The sequence below is a fragment of the Acinetobacter sp. LoGeW2-3 genome, from assembly GCF_002688565.1.
Lineage (GTDB): Bacteria > Pseudomonadota > Gammaproteobacteria > Pseudomonadales > Moraxellaceae > Acinetobacter.
On sequence record NZ_CP024011.1, the window covers coordinates 1,589,848 to 1,609,809 of the forward strand.

The following is a 19,962-nucleotide window of genomic DNA, read 5'->3' on the forward strand; positions in this document are numbered from 1 at the left end:
ATAGGCGTGAGTAATACGGCGAAAATAAGATCTTACCCTAATAAAAGATCCTCTCTTATGAGAGGATTTTTTATTAGAAGTGTTTAAGCTTTAGGCTGAGCTGGAGGTTCATTTTGTGCTTCTTTCTGCTTGAATAGCTCCGAAAGTGGAATGCCCAGATTTTCTGCCAGATACTGATCTGCATCTCGTAATTTCGGCTGTAGTCGTTGCATCCATAGGTCATCAATTTGAACATTTTCAATTTGATGCGTATGTGGCAGAGCATAAGGAAGTTTGAGGTAGAAATCCCAAAAATTGACCTGATCCAGATCGCGTACCAGAACATATTCATTATCGTCGGTACGTTTAATTAAATTCTGCTTTTCAAACATGGTGATATAGCTTGGTAAGCGGCCAATTTCATCACGCCCTAAGACTTCAAGTGCCTGTGACTCGCTAATACTTTCTCCAGTTTTCTGCTTACGATAAAACAATTCCAGTAAATCCAGCAACATTAGGATTGGATGGCTTTTACGATCCTGACCGGATTCAAAAGCAGTAATCGCATAACTAATCTCTACACCGAGCAGGACGATATTCCAGGAGAGATAAATCCAGAGCAGGAAAATAGGAACTGCTGCAAAAGCCCCATAAACAATTTCATAACTGGTGAAATTGGCCATGATTACGCCAAACAGATTCTTTAAAAGTTCAAAGACCACGGCACTAAATACACCCCCGACCAGTGCAGATTTAATCGGTACACTGCGGTTAGGAATGGTCCAGTTCAGGATGAAAAAACCGAGAATAGTCAGAGAAAATGAAATTAGCCAGAGTATAAAAGCGCCGTCCAGTTCATAGCCAGCAAAGTTATTGCTCAGCACATTCATAGAAGCTACGGTCGAGGAAATCACGAAAGCGCTGCCGAGTAAAATCGGACCTAGTGAGATAATAGTCCAGTAGCGCATAAAGCCGATAATCCCGCCACGGGTTTCGGTGACACGCCAGATCCGGTTAAAGACAGTTTCAATACTGGTCAGCATCATTACTGTGGTAATAAACAGGAACAGGATCCCGATAATCGTCAGATTACTGGATTTATCGGTAAAGGCGCTGAGTGCTTTGTCAAAAGCAATGGTGGTCTTAGGTAGGAAATTGGTATAAATCATTTCCTGAAGCTGTTGACGAGCGGGTTCTAAAGCCTTTATTGACGAGATGATGACCAGAAACACCGTCAGCATAGGAACAACGGCAAACAGGGTAGTATAAGTCAGTGAGCCGGCCTGTTCACGGCAGCGGTCAGCCTCAAAGCGCCTGAGTACAAATAAAATAAATTGAAACCAGTGTTTTTCATAGAAAGGTAATTTCTTTAAGTATTCAACGATCATGCGCTTGTTATCTCAATTTTTTATACATCATGAATTTTCTGGTTCAGCTTACCCAAAAAAACAGAAAAATACCGTATAGTTTTCTTTTTTTAAGTATCGAACATTCATATTATGCAACCTTATGTCCTTGTTTTATATTACAGCAAATATGGTTCAGTTAAAGAAATGGCACATCTGATTGCCAACGGGGTGGAATCTGCAGGTATGGCAGTGAAAATCAGAACAGTGCCTAATATTTCGACTGTGGTGAAGGAAGCCGAGCCAAGTATTCCAGCAGAAGGGGATATCTACTGCACGCTCGATGAACTGGCAAACTGTTCGGCTCTAGCAGTAGGTTCACCGACACGTTTTGGCAACATGGCTGCTGAAATGAAATATTTTTGGGATCAGACTACCAGTCTTTGGCTGAATGGGGCATTACACGGCAAGCCAGCCTGTGTGTTTACAGCATCTGGTGCAATGCATGGTGGTCAGGAAAGTACGTTGCTGAGTATACTACCGCCGTTGTTCCACCACGGTATGATCATTATGGGACTGAGTAATGCAGTTCCTGCACTGTCAAATACCAAAACGGGTGGTACACCATACGGTGCCAGCCATGTCAGTGGTGCACGTCATGACCAAGCACTCAGTCAGGATGAAAAGTTACTTTGTGAAGCACAAGGTAAGCGTCTAGCAGAAGTAGCCTTAAAGTTAAATCGGGCTTGAGCATTTTCAATTAAGACAATAAGGTTTCAGGCCTTATTGTCCTGATCATTAGATTCTAGGGTGGCATCTTTATTCGATTCAAGTGCCTGAGGATCTGTTATCTGGACATTAAAGCGATGTTTGCACTTCAGACAACGGTAGTCTAGAAATAAGTTACGATCCACGGTTACACCAGCTTTCTTGCCTAAAAAGTTACCGACTACACCGCCTGTAATACCCACACTAATTGCCCCGACAAAAGTTCCGACAGTTCCGCCGACAATCACTCCCAATGGGCCTGCCACGGTACCAATCGCTGCACCAATAGAGGCACCTGAAGCCGCACCACCTACTGTTCCTGCTGTTGCCCCCGCAGAGGTCATTAGCAGACCGCCAATTTTTTTCAGATTTTGTTCATGATCACGTTGTTCAATATCTGTTGAGCCACATTTTGGACATTGCATAGGTTATTCCATCAACGATTATTCTTTGCTGCTATGCAGCATAGTTATGATTTGTCATTTTGCCTCATCAGGCAGGTTAGAATGACGTTTCTAAAGTATGTCTGCTCTATGTTTTTATGTCAGGGGCATTTCCTGCCAATTTGATTGTAGATGAAGTGCGAATAAGGCTTTGTATTTCAGCTGTAAATTAAAACTTAGTCTTAGAGATTCTTTATTTTCTCGATGTGTCATGATCTGCATGTATTAAAAATAAGATCCTCCGCATACCCTTTTTACTTTTTATAAGAATAATTTTACTTGTCAACTTTTTACACTAAATAACATGATGTTCATAAATTTTAATTAAGCGTCTCTTAATAGGTGTATTTGGTATCTGTATTAGGGTTTTTAATTTGAGAAATTTTATAGGGTAAAAAATATATTTTAAAAAATAGTCTTTCGTATAATCGTGTAATTATATTTCTTAATAAAGTGATTTTTTAATTTTTATTAAAATATAAGTTTTTATAAAGTGAAAAATAATTAATAAATGATCGTGAAAAAGCATCATAAATATTTCTATAACTAGGTTGATTATTTGGTTTTATAAATACATTGAAAATATTAATTCAATTCATATTTAAAAATTGAATGTATATTTCGATAAATTTTATAAAAAATTTTTTATAATAGTAAAATTCAAAACAAATAATCTAAAATAAATAAAAACAATAATTTAAATTTTATTAAAAATAATAAAATATGTGAATAATAATTAAATGTAATTTTTAAATTTTTATATGATCTAATTTTTGTCAGATAAATTAAATCTTAATTAAGCAGAAATTAAATAAACATACTAAATTAGAGGATATTAAGGATATGAAAATATTGGTAATCAATGCAGGTTTATTGTATTTATTTTTTTTGAGCAACGCTTATGCTACCTCGGATGAGTGGACTCAGCGCTGGAAACCTTCACCTGCCCGTTCTAGTGAAAACTTAGTTCAAGCAAATCTGATTGAGCTTAGAGAGTCGGATTATTATTCTGGACTAGGAAAAACTACTGTTTATAGCACTTCGACCACCTCTATCGGTACGGTAAATACTCCAACTAATAATATTAATATAGAGGGTGCAGATAACAATATAGATATTGCGAGTGAGTTGCTGAATGAAGCCCCTGTAAATTCAAACACCAATCAAAATACCAAGCAATGTCCTAACTTGAGTACTAGACAGGGAGAGTCAGTATGCTGAATTTCTCATCCAGAAGAAAAATTTCTTTTGTGAGCCTCCCAATACTTTTGAGCTATTTCTTGACAGGGTGTACAGGTTTAGCCCCGGCTAACAAGAAGCCAGTTAAATTGGTACAAGGACCTCCTATTACCGATATTTTTACCCCTTTTGATATGGCTTTATCCTGTTTAAAGGGACAATTGCGCAATGATATCAGCTTTTCTGTAGGTGCGATCTTAGACCAGACAGGTAAAGATGTCGTTACCAATGGCGGTAGTGGAAAAATGGTGACCCAAGGCGCGGGAGATATGGTGCAGTCTGCCTTATTTCAGGCGGGAGTTAACTTAATGAACCGGCGTGATCCACGAATTATTGAAAGTGAAGCCAAGTGGGGCATCCGCGATCCAAGACAAATTCAAGCTTCTGACTACTATGTGACTGGCAGTATTAATAGTCTGGATTTTATTCCAGGCGGTGGATTTGACATGCAGATCGCTGGTGTTGGTCCGAATTACAGTCAAACCCGAATTATGGTCGGTTTGGATTTGTCTCTTACCGATACACGTACCAGTAAAGTGGTTGCGAATGTATCGTTACAGAAGCAGATTGCTGCACAGGACTATGGCATCAGTGCGGGTCGGTTTACTGGTCGTACCTTGTTAAATGTTCAGATCGGGAAAGGCGAACGTGAGGCGACCAATTTTGCTTTACGCCAAATGCTGAATCTGGCCACTTTTGAATTACTCAGCCAAGTGGTTCCGCCCCCAGTTTTCGCTGGTTGCCGTGCACAAATACCACCTGAATATGGTCAGCTCAATTTGACTCGAAGCTCTGTGGCCTTGCATAAGTACAAAAAAAGTCAGGAGAAAAGCAATATAGCTTCCAGCGCTGCTGTTCAGGAGCCAACTGTAACTGAATCTTCTTCACCCAATGAAAAAAATAAATCAACCAATACACCGAGTAAAGATACGAAGCCACCTAAAAATAAAGAATCAGAAGTGATTCAGAATCCAGAGGCAGATCCTGAAATGAGTAAACAGGATTTAATTAAATATATCAGTAAGAAAAAACCTTCGTCGTCTTCAAGTGTAGTAAAGGACGAAAAAGATCGGCAAGAAATGAATTCTAAAGAAAAAGAAGAGGAGAAGGTATCCATGTTATGGGATGCCAATCCTGAAGTTATAGAAAATTACTGGTCAAGTTCTCAGCGTGATTAATTGACCAGTAAAAATGGGCTCGCTCCCATTATGAGAAAGAAATACTTAGCGAGAAGTATTTCAAAACTAAAAAAGGAAAAACAATGATGAAAAACACGATCAAAACAATCGCTTTATCCGTCGCTTTCCTGTCTAGTGCAGGTATGGTATATGCTCAAGGTGATGAAACGCCGACTGAAGTAACCGTAGATACAGGTTTACAAGCTACCCTGGATTCTATCTCTCAGCAGGTTGAAAATGGTTCTGCTTTAAATCTTGCAGTAAATACAGGTAATGTGGATGCAAGTGTCGATTTAACAGCACTGGCAGATGTATCAAGAGAAGCACAGGACGCGATTAGTTCAATTGAAGGTAGTGTCGAAACTACAGCTATTGGCGCAGCGAATACAGGTAGTATTACACTAGAGCAAGGCAGCTTTAATAGCGTGATATCAGATGTATCAGATGAAACTTCAGATTATTCATATGATAGTGTGACAAGTGCAGTTAATAATTATACTAATGTAGATGAGTTATCAGAGGTTTCAGATAGTGCAGATGTATCAGAAGTTGTGAATACAACGCTGTCTACTAATTATAGTGAGGAAATTAATGAAACTTTAAGTAATTATAGTGCAGCAAACATAGCTTACAACGCTGGTACTATTGATGCATCTGTGAATGCGATCGCAGAAGGAACTCAAACTGCTATTAATAACAGCATCACAACTACCGCCATTGGTGCTGTCAACAGCGGTAGTATTACTGTGACTGTGAAATAAAAACTTTGTTCAATTTGATCAAAGGTCTAACTATTGGCAGATAGTTAGGCCTCTTTATTTTATCTAAGAATTAGTAGAAATTATTGTTTATTCATCGGAATGTTAGGTAACTCCCATTCAATATTCTTTTTAGATTTTGGCGAGGAATAGATCAGGCAATAAAAAAGAGCGCCTCAGCACTCTTTTAGAAGAAATCTATTCAGAACTTAATCGCGAACAAATTCAACTGTACCGTTTGCTAGTGATTTAACACGAGCTAATGATTCTACACGGTAGCCTTTTTCTAGCAAGATATCACGACCTGGTTGGAATGATTTCTCAATTACAATACCAATGCCGACTACAGATGCTTCTGCTTGGTGAATCAAATCTGCAAGACCCAGAGCTGCTTGACCATTCGCAAGGAAGTCATCAATCACCAGTACCTTGTCAGCAGCGTTGATGTGCTTTTTAGAAATTGCAATCGTGCTTTCAGTCTGTTTAGTGAAAGAGAAAACTTTAGAACGATATAAATCATCTTTCAGTGTCAATGACTGGTATTTACGTGCAAAGATCACTGGAACACCTAGTTCAAGGCCAGCCATTACAGCAGGTGCGATCCCTGATGCTTCAATGGTGATGATTTTAGTGATACCAGCATCTTTAAATAGACGCGCAAATTCTTGACCAATCTGCTGCATCATGACAGGATCAATTTGGTGATTTAAGAAAGAGTCAACTTTCAAAACTTCTTCAGATAGAACGATACCTTCAGCTAAGATTTTCTGTTCTAGTGCGTGCACGGGAGAATCCTCAAGACCAGATGCTTTTTCAAGCAAAAGCGTATTTTAAAAAGCACCCGGAAAAAATCAAGCGAAAATCGTTAAAAATACTCAGTTCGTTGGACCTTTATAGCCAGTCAGTAATAAACCATATGAAGTTTTCTTGTCAACATGCGCTACTTTGACGGGTAAGTAATCAAGTTTAGGCGCTAACCAGAAAATAGTTTCACGTCCCGGCTTGTCGTGTTTCATGACGACTTTCATGGTGCTAAAGGTGCCGTAACTGGTTTTAATATTTTCCGTGCCTTGTTTAACGAACTTACGCGCTTCCAGTTCTTTGGCATCTGCAATGTAGTAATTGCTCTTTAAACCAGATGCTTTTAAATCTTCACGAATCTGTAACTCAGCATTCAATTCATCCAGTGCACCATCTCTCCAGGCAAATGAACGAGCCTTATCATCTTTTTTAGTGGTGATGGTTTTAGAAGACGGATTGAACTTGATGCTCATAGTATTGTTATTGACCAAAACCTTACTGCTACGACTAAAGCTGGTTGAACCAATCTTGCCATTATTAAAAGTAAAATGGCTGGTTTCTGTCGCAGAAGCAATCGCAGCAGCCTTAGCTGCGAATACGTAAGTCCAGTTATTACCTGATTTGCTCAAGGTACGTGTCGCTGAACCCATGTTCTTGCCATTGTAGCTGAACTGATAAGTCGCTTGGAATGGACTCATGGCAAACGCTTGACTGGACATGCCTGTAAATACCAGTGCTGTAGCCAGTCCTGCAGTCATACCAATAGTTTTAACGAAGTGTTGTGCCATAAGTGAATTTTCCTATATGAAAGGGCAGTCAGTCACTTCTGCCAAGTTTTAATTATGGGATTAAAATGTGAAGATTGAACTGACAGAATTCGCAGAAGTGTATCATTCATGTAGTTTTTTTCACTGTCATTTCACAATTTAAGAGTCTGCTTTTTGCTTGATAGGTGTTACCTGATTTTCACTAAATTCATCTGCATCATCCCAGCTCTCTTCTTTCTCTTGAGATAGCTTTCTGAATAAAGCGGTCAGATTCACATTACCAATCACTACCAACTCAGCCTCACGCAGTACAGCATGATTGACATGAACTTTGGATAGCGTATCGATGACTGATCGACTCTTACCCAGCCAGCGGTTGAGATCTAAATGCAATAAATCATCAACGACTTTGATTACACCTAGTTTCTCCAGAATCATACCAAGTGGGTCTTTGTTTAGAACTCGCTGATAGAAGAACAAGGCACAACGTACCCCAAGTTTATAGAATACATTCGGGTATTTGGCATCAATGACTTGGGTATCACTAACCTGTTCAAATACAATCAGCTGTCGGTCTTTATTGAGTTCCATCTGTACCAGTTTCAGATCGACAGACAGGGTAATGACCATGCCGTTGTAGTCAAGCGTGGCGTATAAGCGTAACCAGTCATCATGCAAGTCGGCGTGCAGGTCTTTTAAGGCTTTGACATTATCAGTAACAAAACGCTGAAAAGTTGCATTCAAAAATACTTGAGAGAGGGGAAACTCACGTTCATCTTCAATAAACCCTTCCGCCTTCTGATACACTTGGCGAATGCGTCTGGAAATATTGGAAATGATGGTTTGCATATGGAAGCATCCTGGCAACTATATTTTTGATAGCATGTATCTTGTCGAAAAGTATAAAAAATACAAGAGCGTGTGCTTGCAGTTTAGCAAAATAAATTGCACCATTTTTAGTGTTTTGTTTATACAACGTAGAAGATTTGATATATGTCTCACTACTGATTGAAAGTGAAAGATATATCAATATTTATATATTGAATAATTTTCTTTGCAAGATATTAAGGATAAAGGCTCATGGCTGAGCCTGAATATGTGAATAGAATGACCCTGATGCCGTTGGTTAAATCATGGTGGAAAGATCCTGTTTTTAGCAGTGCTGTAGTTATTGCTGCAGTATTGCATGTCATGATTTTAATGCTGCAGTTTGGTATGCCGTCAGAACAGGATACTTCAACCAAGGAAATCGCGGTCAGTCTGCGAATTAGCAATGATAAAATCGAACATGCCGATTTTCTGGCTCAAACGGATCAGCAGGGTTCTGGTCAGTTCCGTGAAGCACATCGTATGTCCAGCGATGTTCCATTGCCAATGCCGGATCAAACCGCGGGGAAAGAAGAATCACATCAGAACAGCTCAGACATGCTGCAGCAAAAGCAGGAGTTGAGCTTTGAAGAAAAAGTCCTGATGACAACGATGAGTTGGCAAAAACAGGCAGAAGAAAACCAGCGCAAGAAACGTCAGGAAGAACTGAATAGCCAGTTTCAAGCCAAGGCTGCCATGGTCGCTAGTCTGGAAGCTCAATATACACAGCGCCAGAAAAACTTTAGCCGTCAGCAGAAAATCAAGACAGTGGATGGTATTCAGGCTAAGCAAGATGAATCCGCCGCATATTTAGAAAAATTCCGTCAAAAAGTCGAATTTTATGGCAACCGTTTTTATCCAGATTCCGCACGGGTACAGCACTTGGCGGGTGATGTCCGCCTTATGGTGATTCTGAATCAGAATGGAGGCATTCGTGCCATTCGCTTGCTGGAGTCTTCTGGACATACGGTGCTGGATGAGGCAGCGAAAATGTCATTGCGTAAGGCTGCGCCGTTTGGTGCCTTTGATGCCAAAATGAAAGATATTTCAGAATTACGAATTATCCGAACCTGGCGTTTTGATCCGGCTGAAGCAGAATTTGAAGTACGCTAGTTGATTGAGGCATCGTAACGGCGTAACACTTTACAAACATCAACACTGAAATACGTATACCAGCTGTTCTTGCCCAGTTGTTGTGCTACCTGATGTTCAGCATCGCGATGCCAAGCTTGAATATCCTCAAGACTGTTCCAGTAGGAAAGAGCTACTTCCTGATTATTTTCAGTTAAAGCTTCAAACTGCTGACAATGAAATTGAGAAAGGGCCTTTTCTCGTAGGCTTTGAGCAGTGACAAAATAAGACTGATCTAAGTGTTTAATCTTCGCTTTAAAAATTACGACATAGCGCATATTTATTCTAATATAACTTTTTGATTTGGCTGATTATGTAGTGAAAGGGATAATAATTACCAGCAAGAAGCTATTTAAAATTTGATTAAAAGGGATTAGGGGTTTGCACGCTGATAGCTACCGTGCGATGAACCATCCTGCCAGATCACATTCAGTTTTTGGTCTTCTATCTTTAAGTAGTTGGGAAAGATCATAAGATCTTTAAATTGAGAATCAGGCCGAAGACCAATGCAATTGGTATTGTTCCACCATTTCCCTTCAGCATATTGATCCAGTGCGCCGTAGGCCAAATACCATTGAAATGTGCCATCCGCTTGCAAAAGTAATTCTGAACCTAATTCCATGACTCCATTTAAATAATAACGACCTGCCAATGAACTTTGGTTTTGTTGAGATTCTATTTGCGGACACATAGGGATCATGTGGGAATAAACAAATGTACAAACCAAGGGAGAGAGCATTAGTAATATAGTCGAGAACAATATTTTCATTGCGTTCTCCTAGACTTTTTCAATCATTAGTTTGAGTCAAAATGTATTATGTACTTACTTATTATCCAGATAAAACATTGAATGAGTAAGCGGATATTTTTTCAAAATAACCGTGTTCTCATTCTTTAGATTGCCTATTGAAAATCACGGCATATTTCATTGTTATCTTTATTCGGATTTTAAATTGGTTTTATTAAAATGAATGAAATCAAAAAAAGCGAGCCGAAGCTCGCTTGATGTCTTTTGATTCTTAATCTCTTTCCAAATAGGGATTTTCAAAACCAAGTTTCGCCAGAATCTCGATTTCTAATGCTTCCATTTCTTCTGCATCTTCATCTGAAGTTTCATGATCATAGCCCATCAGATGCAAGGTGCCATGAACCAGCATATGAGTGAAATGTGTTAAAGGCGCTTTGCCTTGTTCAACTGCTTCACGCAATACCACTGGAATACAGATCACCAAATCCCCGATCGGGAAGGCGTCCAAAACTTCTGCCATTTCATCTGGAAGATCACTTGGGAAAGACAGAACATTAGTCGGTTTGTCCTTACCGCGATATTCCAGATTCAGCTTATGACTTTCATCATTGTCCACACAGGCAATGCCAATTTCACAGTCGCTTTGCGTACCGATATGACGTAAAGCAGTTTCTACAACTTTCTTGATATAGGCACGCTTAATGACGAGTTCAGGTGCCTGAAAATCCTGTTGCAGACTAAGACTAAGTTTCAAAACAAATCCTTAAAAATAAATATTAATGCTGGGCATCAGCTGCCGCATCATTTTCAGCGATTAAGGCTTCCTGACGCGCCTTGCGCTCAGCACGTACTTCGGCACTTAAACGTTGCTGCTCACTGTCCCAGCCTTCATAAGCTTCAACAATCTTCTGAACCAGCTGATGACGTACTACATCACGTGAATGGAAACGGGTGATATGAATTTCTTTCACATTTTCCAGTACACGCAACGAATGCGCCAAACCAGATTGCTGACCGCGTGGCAAATCGACCTGAGTTACGTCACCGGTAATCACTGCACGAGAGCCAAAGCCGAGACGGGTTAGGAACATCTTCATCTGTTCAGGAGTCGTGTTCTGTGCTTCGTCCAGAATCACAAAAGAGTGATTCAAGGTACGACCCCGCATGTAGGCTAGAGGCGCAACTTCAATGATCTGACGTTCGATCAATTTAGCGACTTTTTCAAAACCGAGCATTTCATACAGGGCATCGTAAAGCGGACGTAAGTATGGGTCGATTTTTTGTGACAGGTCACCCGGCAGGAAGCCAAGTTTCTCACCAGCTTCTACTGCAGGACGAACCAAGAGAATACGCTGAATCTCATTACGTTCCAGCATATCCACCGCAGCGGCTACAGCAAGATAGGTTTTACCTGTACCGGCAGGGCCAATACCAAAAGAAATATCGCTTTGCAGAATGCGCTGCACATAACGTTTCTGGTTAGCACCACGTGGATTGATACGACCTTTGCGCGTCTGTAGCCAAACATTGTCCAGACCAGTATGTTCCTGACCATGCAGGTCTTCCTGCAATTCACGGTCGGTCTGGCTGCCTTGAATCATTAAGTGCAGTGTATCTGCACTGATCTGGCCACTATGTTCAGATTCTTCATGGAGCCGCTGCAGGAGCAACTCCGCTCTCTCAACGGCATCGATTTCACCATCTACAAAGAAGCTATCACCTCGATGGGAAACTTTGACGTCTAAACGTTGTTCAATTTGCTTCAAATGACCGTTATAAGCACCGAGCATGCTCTGTAAACGGTCCATTGAAATTCCAGGAAAAGCTACGGTACGTCGAATCGCTGCTGTCAAAGAGAGTTCCTTATAGAGATAGGTTTTTATATCTCTACATTACGCCACGTCAGGCTCAAGATTCAATAGTTCACCGTAAACTAAATTGAGTGTTTTTATTTCAGTGATTTCGATCTCGGCAAAACGTCCAACCCACGCTGGATCCCCGATAAATGTCACATAACGCGTGTTATCTGCGGTGCCTACCAGGACATTTGGATCTTTGTCAGAAACTTTTTCAATAAGTACACGTTGGATGGTTCCGAGCATGGCATCTGTTTTTTCAATACTGGATTGCTTGATCCATTTTTGAACTTTGGCCAGGCGTTCTTTTTTTACCTGTTCAGGCGTGGTGTCTTCCAGTTCTGCTGCAGGTGTACCCGGACGTTTTGAATAAACGAAGCTATAAGAATGGTCAAAGTCCATATCTTTGATGAATTGATAAGTTTCTTCAAAGTTCTCATCAGTTTCACCCGGGAAACCAATAATGAAATCTGAAGAGAGGTGCATATCCGGTCGAACTTTACGCAGTTTGGAAATCTTCTCGATATAGACATCGATGGTATGGTTACGCTTCATCGCTTGAAGCACATCATTAGAACCACTTTGAACCGGTAAATGCAGATGTGACACCATTTGTGGCAGGTCACGGTAGCATTGGATCAGATCATCGTTGAATTCGAGTGGATGTGAAGTGGTATAACGTAGGCGACCAATGCCCGGAATTTCTGCAACCAAACGTAACAGATCAGCAAAAGTACAGATCTTGCCATCGAAGGTTTCACCACGATAACCATTTACGTTCTGACCCAATAGGGAAATCTCGCGTACACCTTTTTCAGCTAAGCCAGCAATTTCTGCCAGTACGTCATCCAGCGGACGTGATACTTCTTCACCACGGGTATAGGGCACCACACAGAATGAACAGTATTTTGAACAGCCTTCCATGATTGAGACAAAGGCTTTGTAGCCTTCTACACGTGGTTCAGGCAGGAAGTCAAATTTCTCGATATCCGGGAAGGAAATATCAACTAATTTAATCTTATCTTTCTTTGGTTTTTCTACTTGCTCAAAATGCTGATCCAGCATTTGTGGTAAACGGTGCAGGGTTTGTGGTCCAAAAATCATATCCACATAATTGGCACGCTTCTGGATATTGTCACCTTCCTGAGAAGCAACACAGCCACCGACACCAATAATCAGGTCTGGATTCTTTTCTTTTAGCTTGCGCCAGCGTCCCAATTCAGAGAATACTTTTTCTTGTGCTTTTTCACGAATTGAGCAAGTATTCATCAATAGAATATCTGCTTCTTTAGGATCAGTAGTCAGCACATAACCATGTGAGTCGCCCAACAGATCTGCCATACGATGACTGTCATACTCATTCATCTGACACCCTTGCGTTTCAATGTACAGTTTCTTGACTGCAGCATCGCTGGCTGGGGTGTGCGCTGGCTGGGTAACAGTGTTTTCTGAGGCAGCTGGGGCACTATTCGGAATGAAGGTTTGAACCGTCATGAAGGCTCCTAGGGATAATGCGTTTAGATTGTGAACGGATGACCTTATTAATTTATTAATCAGGTCAATTAGAATTCAATTCACAGAATGAATTTTTTGGAAGTCGCATATTTTAGCAGGAAAGTGGCTTAAACTTATAGCCTTTCTTGGTGGCCTGAAAATATTGATTTATGAACAGAAAATGTTTCAAGATTAATATTGCTGAATCATAAGGTTACATAAGAGAACAGTAGAGTCGGTCTAGAATTTATAAACTAGCACCGATGTTGAAACAAAATTGTCTGGCACGAACTACATGATAGAAGTTAAATTAATGTTGAAACAGATTATAAGTACATATAAATATTCAAGATTATTCACTGTAGGGATAGCTTGCCTGGGTTCAGTGGGCGTGCAAGCTGCCGAAGAGCAATTTAATGACGCATTAAGTGCGGCGAATGCTGGAAATATTGAATTATTACAACAGTATCGTGCGGCCATGCAAAATGATGCCTTGGGTTACTATCCGGAATACTGGATTTTGAACCAAAATTTGGCCATGCAGCCAGCCAGTCAGATTATTAATTTTGCCCAGCGTTACCCGCAATCTGCCATGGCGGAAAAACTGGCGGCAGATTATGTTGAAGAAAAAGTAAAACAGGCAGATTTTGAGACTGCACAGCCAGTGCTGCAGTATGTGACCAATCCAGATCAGGCGGAAAGCTGCGCGATTGCGCAAGTGCGTGCCAAAAGTGGCGATCCTCTGGTTTATGCGGAATATAAAGATGTTTGGCTTACCACGAATTCTCAACCGGAATCTTGTACTGGTCTAGGACGCATGATGCTGTCTAGCCCATTATTAACTACGGAAGACCGCCAGCAACGTCTATGGGCACAATTGCGTGCAGGTCAGTCAGGACAGGCAATTGCAACTGCACAAAGTATTGGCATCAATATTACTTTGGCGCAGCTGAACAGTATTCAAGCCAATCCAACTGCCTATTTATGGACGGCGCCGAAAGCGACCACAGCTGATCATGCTTATCTGGTCTATGCCATGGGTCGACTGGCAGATAGCGATCTAAATACAGCATTTTCGAGCGTACGACGTACCGCCGAAGGTACACCTGAACAGATCCAAAAAGCCTTGTACCGTGTAGTGGGCTATATCGGTGGCACCACGGTCATGAAAAATAACTTTAACCGTGAAGTATTGAATTATCTGGACCTGAGTTATGGCTTGCCATTCAGTCCGGAAGAAGCTGAAATCTATGCGCGTCAAGCCATTCGATTCAGTGCCTGGGAAAGCCTGATTCGTGCCATTGATGCCATGAGTGTGACGCAGAAACAGGAAGACCGCTGGCAATACTGGCTGGCACGCGCGAGTGAACAGCGCTCAGATCGAGCATCAAAAAAAGCAGCTGAAGATATCTATCGTAAACTAGCCACTGGTGATGATTATCATAATTTGCTGGCGCGTGACCGTTTAGGACAGTTAACTCTAGGTGCTCCGAAATCAGCAGAGCCTTCAGCTCAGGCGATGCAACGTTTGAATCAGGATATTCATTTCCGTCGTGCTTTTGCCTTGCGCAATATCAATGCCTCAGCTACCTATGTAAACCGTGAATGGAACTGGGCGGTGCGCCAAGCCTACTTGAAACATGATGATGATCTGCTACTTGCGGCAGCAAAACGTGCGCATGATATTGGCTGGCATGACCGTGCTATTTATGCGGCGGATCGTACTGTGAATAAGCACAACTATGATTATCGTTTCCCGATGCCATACCGCAACTATGTGGTCAGCCATAGCCAGAATGCCAGTATTGATCCGGCATGGGCCTATGGTTTGATGCGTCAGGAAAGCCGTTTTAATACTGTGGCACGTTCGCATGTGGGCGCGGGTGGTCTGATGCAGATCATGCCAGATACGGCCAAACTGGTCGCGCGCCAGATGGGCGAAACTTATAACCCGGCAGCGCTCAGCGACATGAATACCAATGTTCGTTATGGCACTTTCTATTTATCTACGATTCAGCGTCAGCTGAGCAACAGTCCAGTACTGGCGACTGCAGGCTATAATGCCGGACCGAACCGTGCCCGCCGTTGGCAGCCAGACTTCCAGAATATCGCTGCAGATCAATATACGGAAACCATTCCTTTATTAGAAACACGGGATTATGTGAAACATGTCATGACCAATGCCACGTATTACGGCATTTTGTTAGGGCAGGGAGCTCAATCGATTGGGAAGCGTATGCAGGCAATTCCGCTACGTAGCACACAATAAGAATGAATGACTTAGGGATAGAGAATTATTCATGAATTCAATGAATAGTCGTCGAGTATCAGTATGGCTTTCCGCTTGTTTAGCAGCAGGGGGAAGCTTTCCTGTGCTTGCAGCACCGACGGGCTATATCATGGATGTGCAGATGGTGCCTGCGGTTTGCAGTCTGTATCCTGAGTTAGCGAAAAAACGAAAATGTCTGGAAGGCTATTCCTTGAATATCTCCGGTTTGTTCCCGGAAACCAGTCAACAGGATTGCAGCACGCATACCTCATCCGCACTTCCACCGCTACAAGCCAAGGTGGTCGCCCGGGTTATGCCTGATGAGGCATCACGAGCACGCTTATGGCAGAACATTGGTGGCTGTATTCCGATGAGTGCCAGCCAGTATTTTCGGACCATTATTAACTATGCAGATCGTCTGAAAGTACCGCAGGAACTGACTGATCAAGAAAACATGGTCATGTCGCTGGATACCTTGCGTGCAAAATTCCTGAAGATTAATCCGCAGTTACCTGCCAGTGGCATCCGGTTTAACTGTCAGAGCAATCGTCATGCCAGCCTACTGACTGCAGTTAAAGTTTGCTATCGCAGCAATGGGCAGTATAAGCAATGTCCGGGTAATGTGATCAATACCTGCCCTCAAAGCATCACAATTAAAGGCACATACTGAGCTTTTCAGGCAAATTAATTTATATTTCCTATCAGACTTTTGTTGGAATTCATTCGCTTTTACATGCATCTCAGAAAGGATTGGAGTACAATCTTTGCCGTTTATGATTATTAAGATTAGATAGAACAGCTATTTAATCCGCATTGACTATCCTCTCAATTGGAGATAATTACATGAAGCAACCTGTTCGCGTTGCCGTTACTGGCGCTGCTGGTCAAATTGGTTACAGCCTATTATTCCGTATCGCTAGCGGTGAAATGTTGGGTAAAGACCAACCAGTTATTCTTCAATTATTAGAAATTCCTGTTGAGAAAGCTCAACAAGCGCTTAAAGGCGTGATGATGGAACTTGACGACTGTGCATTCCCACTTTTAGCGGGCATGATCGGTACTGATGATCCTAAAGTTGCGTTTAAAGATGCTGATTACGCGCTTCTAGTTGGTTCACGTCCACGTGGTCCAGGTATGGAACGTGCTGACCTTCTTAAAGTAAACGGTGAAATTTTCATCGGTCAAGGTAAAGCACTGAACGAAGTTGCTAGCCGTGACGTTAAAGTTCTTGTTGTAGGTAACCCTGCAAACACTAACGCTTACATCGCTATGAAATCTGCTGCAGACCTTCCTGCGAAAAACTTCACAGCAATGTTACGTCTTGACCACAACCGTGCGTTAACTCAACTTGCTCAAAAAGCAGGTGTTGCAGTTTCTGACATCAAAACAATGACAGTTTGGGGTAACCACTCTCCAACTATGTATGCTGACTACCGTTTTGCAACTGTAAACGGCGAAAGCTTAAAAGACAAAATCAACGATGCTGCTTGGAACAAAGACGTGTTCCTTCCAACTGTTGGTAAACGTGGTGCTGCGATCATCGAAGCACGTGGTTTGTCTTCTGCTGCTTCTGCTGCAAACGCTGCAATCGACCATATGCGCGATTGGGCTCTTGGCACAAACGGCGAATGGGTAACTATGGGTATCCCTTCTGACGGTTCTTACGGTATTCCTGAAGGCGTAATGTTCGGTTTCCCTGTAACTTGCGAAAATGGCGAGTACAAAATCGTTCAAGGTCTTGAAATCGACGAGTTCAGCCGTGAACGTATCAACGTTACATTGAACGAACTTGAAGAAGAACGTGCAGCAATTGCTGACATGCTTAAATAATTTAGTTTTAAACTAAGTTAGAAAAAGGCACTCCATTTGGGGTGCTTTTTTTATTTTAGAAAATTTAAAAACAAAAAAATAAAGAACAAAAAATAACATCCTGTGAAGGAGCGACAACTGAACTTTCTAGATAGGTCGTTTAATTTGTAAACAGAATCATCAATAAAAGAGGAGGTACTGAGATGTTAGAGCAGCGACCTACCATGGAAGTATTCTTTGAGCAACTCGGTCTGGACTCAAGCCCGGAAGCTATCGATGAATTTATCAAAACTCATCAGATTGGGATGGATGTTCCATTACATAAAGCACCTTTCTGGACTAAGAACCAACATGATTTTCTAATTGGACATTGGAAAGAAGATGATGACTGGGCCATTTTTGTCGATGTGTTGAATGAACAGTTACATATAGAAGCAGAAGGTTCAGGTTCTTGTGATATGCCGACTTCCAAAAATACTTAAACGTTAAAAACAAGCATTAAATCATTTTATGTCTATTACGGAGCAATCGAATGGTATTGGAACAGCAAGTTACTTTAGAATTATTATTTGAGCAATTAGGTTTGCCAGCTGATGAAGCATCAATTGATGAATTTACCAAAAATCATCAGCTACCATCAGAAGTGATTTTGCCGGATGCAGATTTCTGGAATGAAGGGCAAAGTGCTTTTCTTCGCGAACACTGGCATCAGGATGATGAATGGATCGTAATCATTGATAAACTGAATCAGCTTTTACATGTCGAAAGTGATAAAGAAGGTCCTGAAAGCAATTAGAGGCTCTTTATACAAAAAGACACAACAAAACCTAGTCCTTTGACTAGGTTTTTTTTATCTTATCTTATAAGTTAGTCATATAAATAACTACAATATATCTGATATAAGGAGGGCATATGCTCGGGAAGAACCAACCATCCTTAGAAATGTTATTTTCTCAACTCGGCTTGGCTAACAGTCCGGCGGCAATTGAGCTTTATGTCCGCACTCATCAGTTACCCAAGGGAATGTCACTGCATGATGCCCATTTTTGGAATAAAGCACAGCGTTCACTCTTAATTAGCCATTTGGTACAAGATGATGAGTGGGCAATTTGGGTCGATGAACTGAATCAACAACTGCATCTGGATGCGGATCGCCGTCGATTGGCTTAAGCAGACTAAAATCAGCCATAAAAAATGCCTCATGAGAGGCATTTTTTTTATAAAAACAATTTCAGCAGTTTTAGTGCATACGGCTGCGTAGAATTTGAATGAACCATTCCTGTTGACGGTAATCTTCAAAAGCTGGATGTTGATCTACCAGTTCCAAATCAAAATTATTCGATTTACTGTATTTGTTTAACCAGTGACGGGTCATGGCAGGTTCTTTTTTGCTGGCTGAAGCATAGGCCAAGAAGAAATAGATATCCGCATGCTCATAATTGGTCATTGGTTTCAGAATCTGCTGGGTAATCAGCGCATAGCGATTTTCTTTGGTCAGTTCAAAGTAGATCATATAGGCTTTGGCCAGATGCAGTGACAGATTGATATACAGATCTAGCGGCATTTCTTCAAACTCGATTCGGCCTTGCTCAAGCAGCACAATCGCCTCTTGCAAGAAATGCACCTGCTCCTGACGTACCTGACTAATCGTGACCAGCTGCAGGCGAAGGTCAGCCCGTTCAAGCGCCAGCTCAGGAGTATTACCATCTAAAAATAGCTGATCTGTTTCACCAATGCGTGCAATGATCTCTTTGGTGGTTGGTCGCATGAACGCAGTCCTCGTGTCTCAATGATTGCTATATGAGGCTAAAAAAAGAAATTTAAAGTGATTAGATCAGACTGGCATCAGAACGGAGCCAAGCCGTAATCGACAGGCGTTGATGTTTAGCTTTGACCACTTCATGCAGCAAATCGCTCTGGAATATGGCAATCCGATTCGGTTTTGGCTGTAAGGTATGCCACTGATCATTTTTATCCTGTAGATGTAATTCGCCACCCCAGTCATCCTGCCATTGATCATGTAAGTAATAGACTGCGGAGATCATACGGCCATTTTTGCCTTGCGGATTGTCACGATGCAGGGCATAGAATTCGCCAGCGTTATAGTAGGCAAAATGCGCTTCCACATCTTTAATGCCAAGAAAAAAAGCACGATTCAGTTCCTGACCAAGCGCGTGTAAAGTTTGCACATGTTGGTTGGAAATTTTTAGGTCTTCGGTCAGCCACAGGATATGATCACTGCGGATATTGCTGACCACGCCATTTTGAATAGCGGCATCGCGAAAGCGGGCTAAATTGTCAGTACATTCAGCAATAAGCTGTTCAACATAGGTCAGATCATAAGCATTGTCGATAATACTAAAACCGTGTTGATCCAGATCATCAAGAATCTGATCAACTGACCATGACGCTGGGAGTTGAACTGCTTCCATAGAGATTCACTCAGAAGGGTAAATTGAAGTCGCGCTATTCTATGTAAGAAACGTATCTGAACGAAACTGTTTTTCAT

At 41.5% G+C, this 19,962-nt stretch carries 23 protein-coding genes; 11 read left to right on the forward strand and 12 right to left on the reverse strand.

From position 1 onward, the window contains the following. Positions 1-83: 83 nt before the first annotated feature. A complete protein-coding gene (locus BS636_RS07655) occupies positions 84-1,367 on the reverse strand; it encodes a YihY family inner membrane protein (RefSeq protein ID WP_099338227.1) in 1,284 nt (427 codons plus the stop codon). Positions 1,368-1,478: 111 nt separating this feature from the next. Here BS636_RS07655 and wrbA point away from each other — a divergent pair, with 111 nt between their 5' ends. Beyond that, positions 1,479-2,075: an NAD(P)H:quinone oxidoreductase gene (gene wrbA / locus BS636_RS07660; RefSeq protein ID WP_099338228.1), complete on the forward strand. Its 597-nt coding sequence runs from the start codon at positions 1,479-1,481 to the stop codon at positions 2,073-2,075. Between the two features lie 26 nt (positions 2,076-2,101). Here wrbA and BS636_RS07665 read toward each other — a convergent pair whose 3' ends face one another. Next, complete coding sequence (locus BS636_RS07665) at positions 2,102-2,518, reverse strand: hypothetical protein (RefSeq protein ID WP_099338229.1); 417 nt, start codon at positions 2,516-2,518, stop codon at positions 2,102-2,104. Positions 2,519-3,379: 861 nt separating this feature from the next. Between BS636_RS07665 and BS636_RS07670 the strand changes: the two genes are divergently transcribed. The 3 genes from BS636_RS07670 (at position 3,380) to BS636_RS07680 (ending at position 5,714) form a co-directional block, all read left to right on the forward strand. Next, positions 3,380-3,757 (forward strand): hypothetical protein, encoded by a 378-nt coding sequence (locus BS636_RS07670; RefSeq protein WP_099338230.1) that lies wholly within the window; start codon positions 3,380-3,382, stop codon positions 3,755-3,757. Then, entirely contained in the window at positions 3,751-4,953 is a 1,203-nt protein-coding gene (locus BS636_RS07675; RefSeq protein ID WP_099338231.1) for a CsgG/HfaB family protein, read from the forward strand. The genes BS636_RS07670 and BS636_RS07675 overlap by 7 nt, the downstream gene beginning before the upstream one ends. 86 nt (positions 4,954-5,039) lie before the next feature. Then, positions 5,040-5,714: a hypothetical protein gene (locus tag BS636_RS07680; protein ID WP_099339626.1), complete on the forward strand. Its 675-nt coding sequence runs from the start codon at positions 5,040-5,042 to the stop codon at positions 5,712-5,714. A gap of 206 nt (positions 5,715-5,920) precedes the next feature. On the opposite strand, the gene BS636_RS07685 is transcribed toward BS636_RS07680, so the two are convergent. The 3 genes from BS636_RS07685 to BS636_RS07695 all read right to left on the reverse strand — a co-directional run bounded on the left by BS636_RS07685 (position 5,921) and on the right by BS636_RS07695 (position 8,128). Continuing rightward, complete coding sequence (locus BS636_RS07685) at positions 5,921-6,496, reverse strand: xanthine phosphoribosyltransferase (RefSeq protein ID WP_099338232.1); 576 nt, start codon at positions 6,494-6,496, stop codon at positions 5,921-5,923. A 90-nt stretch (positions 6,497-6,586) separates the two neighbouring features. Next, a complete protein-coding gene (locus tag BS636_RS07690) occupies positions 6,587-7,300 on the reverse strand; it encodes a DUF3108 domain-containing protein (protein WP_099338233.1) in 714 nt (237 codons plus the stop codon). A 138-nt stretch (positions 7,301-7,438) separates the two neighbouring features. Then, a complete protein-coding gene (locus BS636_RS07695) occupies positions 7,439-8,128 on the reverse strand; it encodes a hypothetical protein (RefSeq protein ID WP_099338234.1) in 690 nt (229 codons plus the stop codon). A 267-nt stretch (positions 8,129-8,395) separates the two neighbouring features. Between BS636_RS07695 and BS636_RS07700 the strand changes: the two genes are divergently transcribed. Beyond that, positions 8,396-9,259 (forward strand): energy transducer TonB, encoded by an 864-nt coding sequence (locus BS636_RS07700; RefSeq protein ID WP_213064238.1) that lies wholly within the window; start codon positions 8,396-8,398, stop codon positions 9,257-9,259. Here BS636_RS07700 and BS636_RS07705 read toward each other — a convergent pair. The 5 genes from BS636_RS07705 to miaB form a co-directional block, all read right to left on the reverse strand. Next, positions 9,256-9,555, reverse strand: a complete 300-nt coding sequence (locus BS636_RS07705; RefSeq protein ID WP_099338235.1) for an antibiotic biosynthesis monooxygenase family protein — start codon at positions 9,553-9,555, stop codon at positions 9,256-9,258. The two genes, BS636_RS07700 and BS636_RS07705, sit on opposite strands and share 4 nt — an antisense overlap. A 95-nt stretch (positions 9,556-9,650) precedes the next feature. Continuing rightward, positions 9,651-9,968, reverse strand: a complete 318-nt coding sequence (locus tag BS636_RS07710) for a hypothetical protein (RefSeq protein ID WP_228206889.1) — start codon at positions 9,966-9,968, stop codon at positions 9,651-9,653. Between the two features lie 328 nt (positions 9,969-10,296). Continuing rightward, complete coding sequence (gene ybeY, locus BS636_RS07715) at positions 10,297-10,779, reverse strand: rRNA maturation RNase YbeY (RefSeq protein ID WP_099338237.1); 483 nt, start codon at positions 10,777-10,779, stop codon at positions 10,297-10,299. Positions 10,780-10,801: 22 nt separating this feature from the next. Beyond that, positions 10,802-11,878: a PhoH family protein gene (locus BS636_RS07720; protein ID WP_099338238.1), complete on the reverse strand. Its 1,077-nt coding sequence runs from the start codon at positions 11,876-11,878 to the stop codon at positions 10,802-10,804. A 39-nt stretch (positions 11,879-11,917) separates the two neighbouring features. Then, on the reverse strand, positions 11,918-13,375 hold the full coding sequence (miaB, locus tag BS636_RS07725; RefSeq protein WP_099338239.1) for a tRNA (N6-isopentenyl adenosine(37)-C2)-methylthiotransferase MiaB: 1,458 nt from the start codon (positions 13,373-13,375) through the stop codon (positions 11,918-11,920). A gap of 295 nt (positions 13,376-13,670) precedes the next feature. Between miaB and BS636_RS07730 the strand changes: the two genes are divergently transcribed. The 6 genes from BS636_RS07730 to BS636_RS07755 all read left to right on the forward strand — a co-directional run bounded on the left by BS636_RS07730 (position 13,671) and on the right by BS636_RS07755 (position 18,623). Continuing rightward, positions 13,671-15,644 (forward strand): lytic transglycosylase domain-containing protein, encoded by a 1,974-nt coding sequence (locus tag BS636_RS07730; RefSeq protein WP_099338240.1) that lies wholly within the window; start codon positions 13,671-13,673, stop codon positions 15,642-15,644. Positions 15,645-15,675: 31 nt separating this feature from the next. Continuing rightward, positions 15,676-16,314, forward strand: a complete 639-nt coding sequence (locus BS636_RS07735) for a ribonuclease I (protein WP_099338241.1) — start codon at positions 15,676-15,678, stop codon at positions 16,312-16,314. Between the two features lie 173 nt (positions 16,315-16,487). Further along, positions 16,488-17,474: a malate dehydrogenase gene (locus tag BS636_RS07740; protein ID WP_099338242.1), complete on the forward strand. Its 987-nt coding sequence runs from the start codon at positions 16,488-16,490 to the stop codon at positions 17,472-17,474. Between the two features lie 182 nt (positions 17,475-17,656). Next, positions 17,657-17,935, forward strand: a complete 279-nt coding sequence (locus BS636_RS07745) for a DUF2789 family protein (RefSeq protein WP_099338243.1) — start codon at positions 17,657-17,659, stop codon at positions 17,933-17,935. 50 nt (positions 17,936-17,985) lie between these two features. Next, the gene (locus BS636_RS07750; RefSeq protein ID WP_099338244.1) at positions 17,986-18,249 is read left to right on the forward strand and encodes a DUF2789 family protein; all 264 of its coding nucleotides are present in this window, start codon (positions 17,986-17,988) and stop codon (positions 18,247-18,249) included. A 116-nt stretch (positions 18,250-18,365) separates the two neighbouring features. Further along, complete coding sequence (locus BS636_RS07755) at positions 18,366-18,623, forward strand: DUF2789 family protein (RefSeq protein ID WP_099338245.1); 258 nt, start codon at positions 18,366-18,368, stop codon at positions 18,621-18,623. Positions 18,624-18,693: 70 nt separating this feature from the next. On the opposite strand, the gene BS636_RS07760 is transcribed toward BS636_RS07755, so the two are convergent. Together BS636_RS07760 and BS636_RS07765 are read right to left on the reverse strand one after the other, a co-directional pair. Next, on the reverse strand, positions 18,694-19,221 hold the full coding sequence (locus BS636_RS07760) for a hypothetical protein (RefSeq protein WP_099338246.1): 528 nt from the start codon (positions 19,219-19,221) through the stop codon (positions 18,694-18,696). A gap of 61 nt (positions 19,222-19,282) precedes the next feature. Continuing rightward, a complete protein-coding gene (locus tag BS636_RS07765) occupies positions 19,283-19,885 on the reverse strand; it encodes a 2OG-Fe(II) oxygenase (protein WP_099338247.1) in 603 nt (200 codons plus the stop codon). Between the last annotated feature and the right edge of the window lie 77 nt (positions 19,886-19,962).

Coding starts and splice junctions, on each gene's coding strand:
- BS636_RS07740 (WP_099338242.1), top strand. CDS start 16,488: ATGAAGCAACCTGTTCGCGTTGCCGTTACTGGCGCTGCTGGTCAAATT.
- BS636_RS07730 (WP_099338240.1), top strand. CDS start 13,671: ATGATAGAAGTTAAATTAATGTTGAAACAGATTATAAGTACATATAAA.
- BS636_RS07695 (WP_099338234.1), bottom strand. CDS start 8,128: ATGCAAACCATCATTTCCAATATTTCCAGACGCATTCGCCAAGTGTAT.
- miaB (WP_099338239.1), bottom strand. CDS start 13,375: ATGACGGTTCAAACCTTCATTCCGAATAGTGCCCCAGCTGCCTCAGAA.
- BS636_RS07760 (WP_099338246.1), bottom strand. CDS start 19,221: ATGCGACCAACCACCAAAGAGATCATTGCACGCATTGGTGAAACAGAT.
- BS636_RS07705 (WP_099338235.1), bottom strand. CDS start 9,555: ATGCGCTATGTCGTAATTTTTAAAGCGAAGATTAAACACTTAGATCAG.
- BS636_RS07670 (WP_099338230.1), top strand. CDS start 3,380: ATGAAAATATTGGTAATCAATGCAGGTTTATTGTATTTATTTTTTTTG.
- BS636_RS07750 (WP_099338244.1), top strand. CDS start 17,986: ATGGTATTGGAACAGCAAGTTACTTTAGAATTATTATTTGAGCAATTA.
- wrbA (WP_099338228.1), top strand. CDS start 1,479: ATGCAACCTTATGTCCTTGTTTTATATTACAGCAAATATGGTTCAGTT.
- BS636_RS07755 (WP_099338245.1), top strand. CDS start 18,366: ATGCTCGGGAAGAACCAACCATCCTTAGAAATGTTATTTTCTCAACTC.
- BS636_RS07675 (WP_099338231.1), top strand. CDS start 3,751: ATGCTGAATTTCTCATCCAGAAGAAAAATTTCTTTTGTGAGCCTCCCA.
- BS636_RS07710 (WP_228206889.1), bottom strand. CDS start 9,968: ATGTGTCCGCAAATAGAATCTCAACAAAACCAAAGTTCATTGGCAGGT.
- BS636_RS07655 (WP_099338227.1), bottom strand. CDS start 1,367: ATGATCGTTGAATACTTAAAGAAATTACCTTTCTATGAAAAACACTGG.
- BS636_RS07700 (WP_213064238.1), top strand. CDS start 8,396: ATGCCGTTGGTTAAATCATGGTGGAAAGATCCTGTTTTTAGCAGTGCT.
- BS636_RS07680 (WP_099339626.1), top strand. CDS start 5,040: ATGAAAAACACGATCAAAACAATCGCTTTATCCGTCGCTTTCCTGTCT.
- BS636_RS07665 (WP_099338229.1), bottom strand. CDS start 2,518: ATGCAATGTCCAAAATGTGGCTCAACAGATATTGAACAACGTGATCAT.
- BS636_RS07735 (WP_099338241.1), top strand. CDS start 15,676: ATGAATTCAATGAATAGTCGTCGAGTATCAGTATGGCTTTCCGCTTGT.
- BS636_RS07690 (WP_099338233.1), bottom strand. CDS start 7,300: ATGGCACAACACTTCGTTAAAACTATTGGTATGACTGCAGGACTGGCT.
- BS636_RS07745 (WP_099338243.1), top strand. CDS start 17,657: ATGTTAGAGCAGCGACCTACCATGGAAGTATTCTTTGAGCAACTCGGT.
- BS636_RS07765 (WP_099338247.1), bottom strand. CDS start 19,885: ATGGAAGCAGTTCAACTCCCAGCGTCATGGTCAGTTGATCAGATTCTT.